The 6,000-nt window shown below is 71.6% G+C and carries 4 protein-coding genes; all 4 read right to left on the bottom strand.

Annotated features, from left to right (window positions below; genetic code table 11):
* Nucleotides 1-405 precede the first annotated feature (405 nt).
* The 4 genes from ACWEEU_RS29100 to ACWEEU_RS29085 all read right to left on the bottom strand — a co-directional run bounded on the left by ACWEEU_RS29100 (nt 406) and on the right by ACWEEU_RS29085 (nt 5,954).
* Nucleotides 406-1,227 (bottom strand): class I SAM-dependent methyltransferase, encoded by an 822-nt coding sequence (locus tag ACWEEU_RS29100; RefSeq protein ID WP_451736390.1) that lies wholly within the window; start codon nt 1,225-1,227, stop codon nt 406-408.
* Between the two features lie 433 nt (nt 1,228-1,660).
* The gene (locus ACWEEU_RS29095; protein WP_451736386.1) at nt 1,661-3,094 is read right to left on the bottom strand and encodes an MFS transporter; all 1,434 of its coding nucleotides are present in this window, start codon (nt 3,092-3,094) and stop codon (nt 1,661-1,663) included.
* 305 nt (nt 3,095-3,399) lie between these two features.
* A complete protein-coding gene (locus ACWEEU_RS29090) occupies nt 3,400-4,851 on the bottom strand; it encodes an aldehyde dehydrogenase (protein WP_451736384.1) in 1,452 nt (483 codons plus the stop codon).
* Nucleotides 4,852-5,114: 263 nt separating this feature from the next.
* On the bottom strand, nt 5,115-5,954 hold the full coding sequence (locus tag ACWEEU_RS29085; protein ID WP_451736381.1) for an oxidoreductase: 840 nt from the start codon (nt 5,952-5,954) through the stop codon (nt 5,115-5,117).
* Nucleotides 5,955-6,000: the final 46 nt, after the last annotated feature.

Below are 6,000 nucleotides of genomic sequence, written 5' to 3'. Positions count from 1 at the left end.
CGATTTCACCCGCAGACGCCATTTCTCCGTCACCTACAACAACACCCACCACACCGCGCAGAACCCCACGCCCTGAAGATCGGGCCCGCCGGACACATTCACTCGACTGAGCAACGACATTCACTCAAGAGGACCTGAACCGCTCCGTGCCGCCCTCTGTCCGCCCATTTCCGAGCGGGACGCGGACACCGGGCATGAGCGCGAGGTCGGCGCCTCCGGACGTCGGTGGACGCACGCGGAGATGCGCGCCGCCCTGCCCACACTCCACGGCGGCGCCGAGCACAGCGCCCCGTCACCGCAGAGCACTTCGAGGGGTCGTGGAGTGAGCCCACCCCTTCCGCCAGTACTGCCCCGTCGACCGCTCCGGCACGTCGAACCCGCGTCGCGCGAAGTACCCGCCGCGGGTCAGCATGAGGAGTCCTCGGGCTTCCATCCCCAAGCCGTCAGCAGGCCGGCCGACACGGCTGCGCAGTCGTCGGAGCCCAGGTACCGGAGCGCCTCGTCGATGGCGTCGTCGTCGACCTGTCCAGTCGCGGTCGTCGGCTTTCTGCTGCGTTCCCATGTGTCCGCCCAGAAGCGGCTGATGGGGCTGCCGGGCAGCAGCGGCGGGACGTAGATCTCGGCGGCGACGGGCGCCAGGCCCGCCTCGCGCAACAGGCTCGGGTACGACGGCACCCAGGAGACGTCGGTGCCGATGGCGGCCCGCAGACCCTGCCACATCGCCCGCATCACCACGGTGTACGGCGTGAGAGGCGCGCGGTCGCTCGTCAGGTCCACCGCGTCGCCGAGCACCAGCACCCCGCCGGGTGCGACGAGTTCGGCCAGCCTGGCGATCAGCCGTTCATGCTCGGGCAGGTGCATCAGCACGAAGCGCGCATGCACGAGCCGGAAGCGGCCGGGATCGAAATCCGGGGCGGTGACGTCGGCCTCCAGCACTTCGAGGCCCGGCACCAGCCGTTCGCCGAGGAAGCGAACGTCTCGGTCGACGGCGAGCACGCTCGCCACCCCTGCCTCGTCCAGCAGCCGACGGGAGACGGTGCCCGTGCCCGCGCCCACGTCCAGGCAGCGCCACCCGGGTCCGGCTCCCAGCGCCCGCAACCGCGCCATGGTGAACTCGTCGTAGGCGAGGGCTCCGTAGTCGATGCGCTCACCCTCGCCCGCCGCCTCCGGACCGAAGACGGCCTCTCCGTAGCGTCCTCCACCCGGTGCCCCGCCCGGCTCGGCGATCACGCCGCCGCTCCCCGGGAAGTGCCCGTGCGGTCGAGGGCGAACGATGTGACGTCGAGCGGTCTCATGGCCGAACCTCTTCACACAGTCGAACGATGCGAGGCAGTGCGGTGCGGGCGTCGCGCCCCGCTTCACTGATCCTCCACCGGCCTCCGCCCGTACGGCCGAGGCGCGCCGGGGGACCGATCGACCCGGCCCTGTTGCGGGGCTCGTCGGCGCGGCTGGCAGCGGCCGGCCGGTGAACCCCCGCCCGCCGGTCCCGGCAGAATTGGAGAGCGGCATTCTGCTCCCCGCACGTGCGGGGGTGTTCCGGCACCCGTCGGGCCTTGCGTTCGGCCGTGCGGCGAGGTGGCGTGCCCGGGGGCACCTCACGGCCGGAGGCCGGGGGAGTCGGAGGCCCGCGAAGGCCGAAGAGACGACCCCCAGGGTGGGATCAGGCGCTGGTGACCGCATCCGGCTGCGGGTCGGGGCTGTCGGTGGCTCGGCCCGGCGTGCGGGCGGCGTGTCGAGCGGGCGCGAGGGACGCGGCGAGTGCGGCGCCGATGAGAAACAGGGTCAGCACCGAGAAGCCGTGGGTGTAGCCGGAGACGTAGGGCAGGCCGGTGTGCGCGAGGTGGCTGGTGACGAGCAGGCTCATGATGGCGGTTCCGATGGCACCGCCGATGGAGCGGAGGTTGGCGTTCGTGCCGGTCGCGGCGCCGGCCTGCTCGGCGGGCACGCTGCTGACGATGAGGTTGGCCATGGACGCGAAAGCCAGGCCGACGCCGAGGCCGAAGACGCCCGCCGCGACGGCGATCTGCCACGGCTCGTCATGCATCAGGGCGAGGATGGCACAGGCGAGTGCGGCGAGGCCCGAACCGGCGATCAGCAGGTGCTTGGCGCCGAGCCGTGGCTCCAGGCGGCCGCTGAGGACACCGGCGACGAACATGGCGATCAGCATGGGCAGCATGAGCAGCCCGGATGCGGTGACGCTCGCACCGAAGCCGTATCCGGCCGAACTCGGCGTCTGTACGAAGCCCGGCAGGAAGGCCCAGACCGAGGAGAGGCCGGCGCCGAACAGCAGAGCAGCCGTGTTCGTGGTCCACACCGTCCGCGTGCGCAGGACGCGCAGATCGATCAGCGGGCTCGGGCTGCGTGACTCGGTGCGCAGCCACAGGCCGAAGAGGACGACGGCCGCGGCGAACAGCGAGATCACGGAGGCGGAGTTCCAGCCCCACCGGCTGCCCCGGCTGACCGGCAGGAGCAGTGCCACCAGCCAGCCGGACAGCAGCAGCGCGGCGAGCCAGCTGACGTGTCCCTGCGCACGGTGAGGCGATTCGGGGACGCGGCGCGCGGTGACGAGCGCGGTGACGGCGACGATGCCGACGGGGATCCAGAACAGCCAGCGGTAGTCGAGCGCGGCCACGATGGGCCCGGCGGCCACCATGCCGACGCCGCCGCCCGCGGCGATGACGGCGGACAGGTTGCTGATGCCGCCGCTGACCTGGCCGGCCTCGAACTGGTCGCGGATGATGCCGAACGAGAGCGGGAACACCGCTCCGCCGACGCCCTGGACGACGCGGGCGACGATCAGGACGCCGATGGTGGGCGCCAGCGCCGCGAGCAGGCACCCTACGAGCACTGCCACCAGGACGGCGACGAGCGTGCGCGTCTTGCCGAGCAGATCACCGACGCGGCCGAGAATCGGGGTGAACACCGAGGCGGACAGCAGATAGGCGGTCATCACCCACGTGGTGGTGGACTGAGAGGTGTGCAGCGCATGTTGGATCGTCGGCAGCGCCGGCGCGATGAGCGACTGCAGCATCGAGAACACGCCCGCACCACTGGCGAGGACCGCGAAGGTGAGGCGGGGCGACTTGCTGGGCATGGAATGACTCTCCGGGGAACGGAAGGATGGCGAAGGGCGCCGGGAGCAGTCGCACGCCGTGATGCGGACGGCCGCGATGCGTGGGGCCCGGCCGGATTCGTGCGGGCCGGCATCTCATGGGCGGGACCGAAGGTCTGTGGCCGGTGTGCGACGCGGTCGGCCGGACGGGGGCGGGACGAGCCTGGCCGTGCCGCGTGCGGGCCCGTGTCGTCGGTGGGCGGTTTCGCGGGCGGATCCGTCCGGCGCGCGGGGGCGCCGGACGCAGGGGCTGTGGCCGCGCGGTGCTTGTGTCGCAGGGTGTGCGACTACCGGTCGCGGGTGATCGTCTTGTGCTCGACGTAGCCGGTCAGGCCGACCTTGCCGTATTCACGGCCGATGCCGCTCGCCTTGTAGCCGCCGAACGGACCGTCGAAGCTCATCGGGGAGCCGTTCAGGGTGACCGTGCCGGTGCGCAGTCGGCGGGCGACGGCGAGGGCCCGCTCAGGGTCGACGGTCCAGATGCCGCCGGACAGGCCGTAGGCGGAGTCGTTGGCGATGCGGACGGCGTCGTCCTCGTCGTCGTAGGCGATGACGGACAGGACCGGGCCGAAGATCTCCTCCCGCGCGATGCGCATGGAGTTGTCGACGTCGGCGAACACGGTCGGGGTGACGTAGTTGCCCTTCTCCAGGCCGTCGGGGATCTGCGGTCCGCCGGTGACCAGCCGGGCGCCCTCCGCCATGCCGACGTGGATGTAGTCGATGACGCGCTGCTGCTGGTCGGGGCGGATCATCGGGCCGATGAAGGTGTCCGGAGCGGACGGGTCGCCCACCTTCAGCGATTCGACCATGCCCTTGACCGCGGCGACGACCTCCTCGTAGCGGCTGCGCGGGGCCAGGATGCGGGTCTGGAGGATGCAGGCCTCGCCGTTGTTCGCCAAGGAGCCGAACCGCAGCCCCTGAACGGCGGCGTCCAGGTCGGCATCGTCGAGGATGAGGGCGGCGGACTTGCCGCCCAGCTCCAGGCTGACCCGCTTGAGGTGCTCACCCGCGATGGAGGCGATGCGCCGGCCGGCGCGGGTGGAGCCGGTGAAGGCGATCTTGTCGACGTCGGGGTGAGAGACGAGGTACTCGCTGGTCTCGCGGTCGGCGGGAAGGACGCTGAGCACGCCCGCGGGAAGCCCGGCCTCGTGCCACAGGTCCGCCAGCAGCATCATGCTGAGAGAGTTCTCCGGGCAGACCTTCAGAACGACGGTGTTTCCGGCCAGCAGGGCCGGGACCAGCTTGGCGGTGGCTGCCGAGAACGGCGAGTTCCACGGGATGACGGCGGCGACCACGCCGATCGCCTCCCGTCGGACGATGGTGTCGAAGGACACCGACGGGTCGGACGGCTCGACGATCTCCTCCCAGCCGAACTCCTCGGCCGCCTTCAGGTACGCCTTCACCTGGCGGGTCAGAAAGGGCTGGCCGGCCTTGGTGAACCAGCCGGCCGAGCCGTTCTCGACGGAGATGGCCCGAGCGACCTCGTCGGCGTGGGCAGCGCGCAGGGCGTCGTAGCGCCGGACGATCTCCTGTCGCTCCTCGGGGCTGGTGCCTGGCCAGAGCCCGTCGTCGAAGGCCGCGCGGGCCGCGGCGACGGCGGCGTCGACGTCGGCGGGCGCGGCCTGCGCGGCGCTGCCCAGCAGGGACTGGTCGTGCGGGGAAAGGATGTCGATCCGCAGATTCGGGTCGCTGGGGGCGACCCATGCGCCGCCGATGTAGAGCTTGTCGCGAACAGTCATGTCTTCACGGTTCCGTGGGGAGGGGCGGGAGGGTGGTGGGGTTGAGGGAGCGGGGGCGAGTCGGCAAGCCGACGGGCGCGGGCGGTGCCACCTCGTGGGGGATCCGAGCGAGGCCGTTCTGCGGTCACGCCGAAAGGACGGGCAGGCGCTCCGACCGGGTCGGCTGAGCCGGCCTTCGGGGGTCGCGTCGGCGTACGGTCGTCGGTCAGCCGCGCGCTCCGCGTGGTGCCCGAGCGTGCGGGCACATCACCGCAACGAGGTGGTCAGGCGGTGGGGTAGTCCGTGGAGCGGCTGACCTCGGCCCACTCGCGGGCCTCGGCGAGGCGCGCCTCCTCGGCGCCGATGGCGATCTCCAGGGCATCGCTGCCGAGGAGCAGCCGACGCGGGGGCTTCGCCGCCTCCACCGCGTCGACGACCGCGCGAGCCATGCGGTGGGGATCCCCCGGCTCGTTGCCGGCGTACTCGGCGAACCTCGCGAGCCACGCGCCGACCGTCTCCTCGTAGTCGGAGGTCACGGGACCGGACGGCTCCGCCGCGCCGGCGGCCCAGCCGGTGCGGATGCCGCCGGGCTCGACGATGGTGACCTTGACACCGAACGGGGCCACCTCGTTCGCCAGCACCTCGGAGAACCCTTCGACGGCGAATTTCGCGGTCTGATAGGCACTGAGGCCGGGCGTGCCGCCCACGCGTCCGCCGATGGACGATATCTGCACGATGTGCCCGGACCGCCGGCCCCGCATCACGGGCAGCACCGCCCGGGTCAGGTTGACCACGCCGTACAGGTTCGCCTCGACCTGCGCGCGGAACTCGTCCTCCGGAAAGTCCTCGATCGAGCCGCTGGTGGCGTAACCGGCGTTGTTCACGAGCACATCGATCGAACCGAACCGCTCCACCGCCGTCGCCACCACGTCCCGGGCGTCGGACGGGGAAGTGACGTCCAGTGCCACCGCCATCAGTCGCTCAGGGTGCTCGGCCCGCAAGGAGGCCAGCGTCTCCGGCTTCCGAGAAGTCACCACGACCCTGTCACCGGCGCTCAGCGCCGCGAGAGTCAGAGCCTTGCCCAGCCCCTGCGAGCCGCCGGTGATCAGCCAAGTCCGTGACATAGCGCATTCCTCTTCTCGTGCGTCGTTTCGTCGCTCTCCCAGCGCT

It is taken from the genome of Streptomyces sp. NPDC005004 (assembly GCF_053600675.1).
Note: the sequence above shows the minus strand (reverse complement) of the source record. Positions and strands in the feature narration are given on the sequence as shown.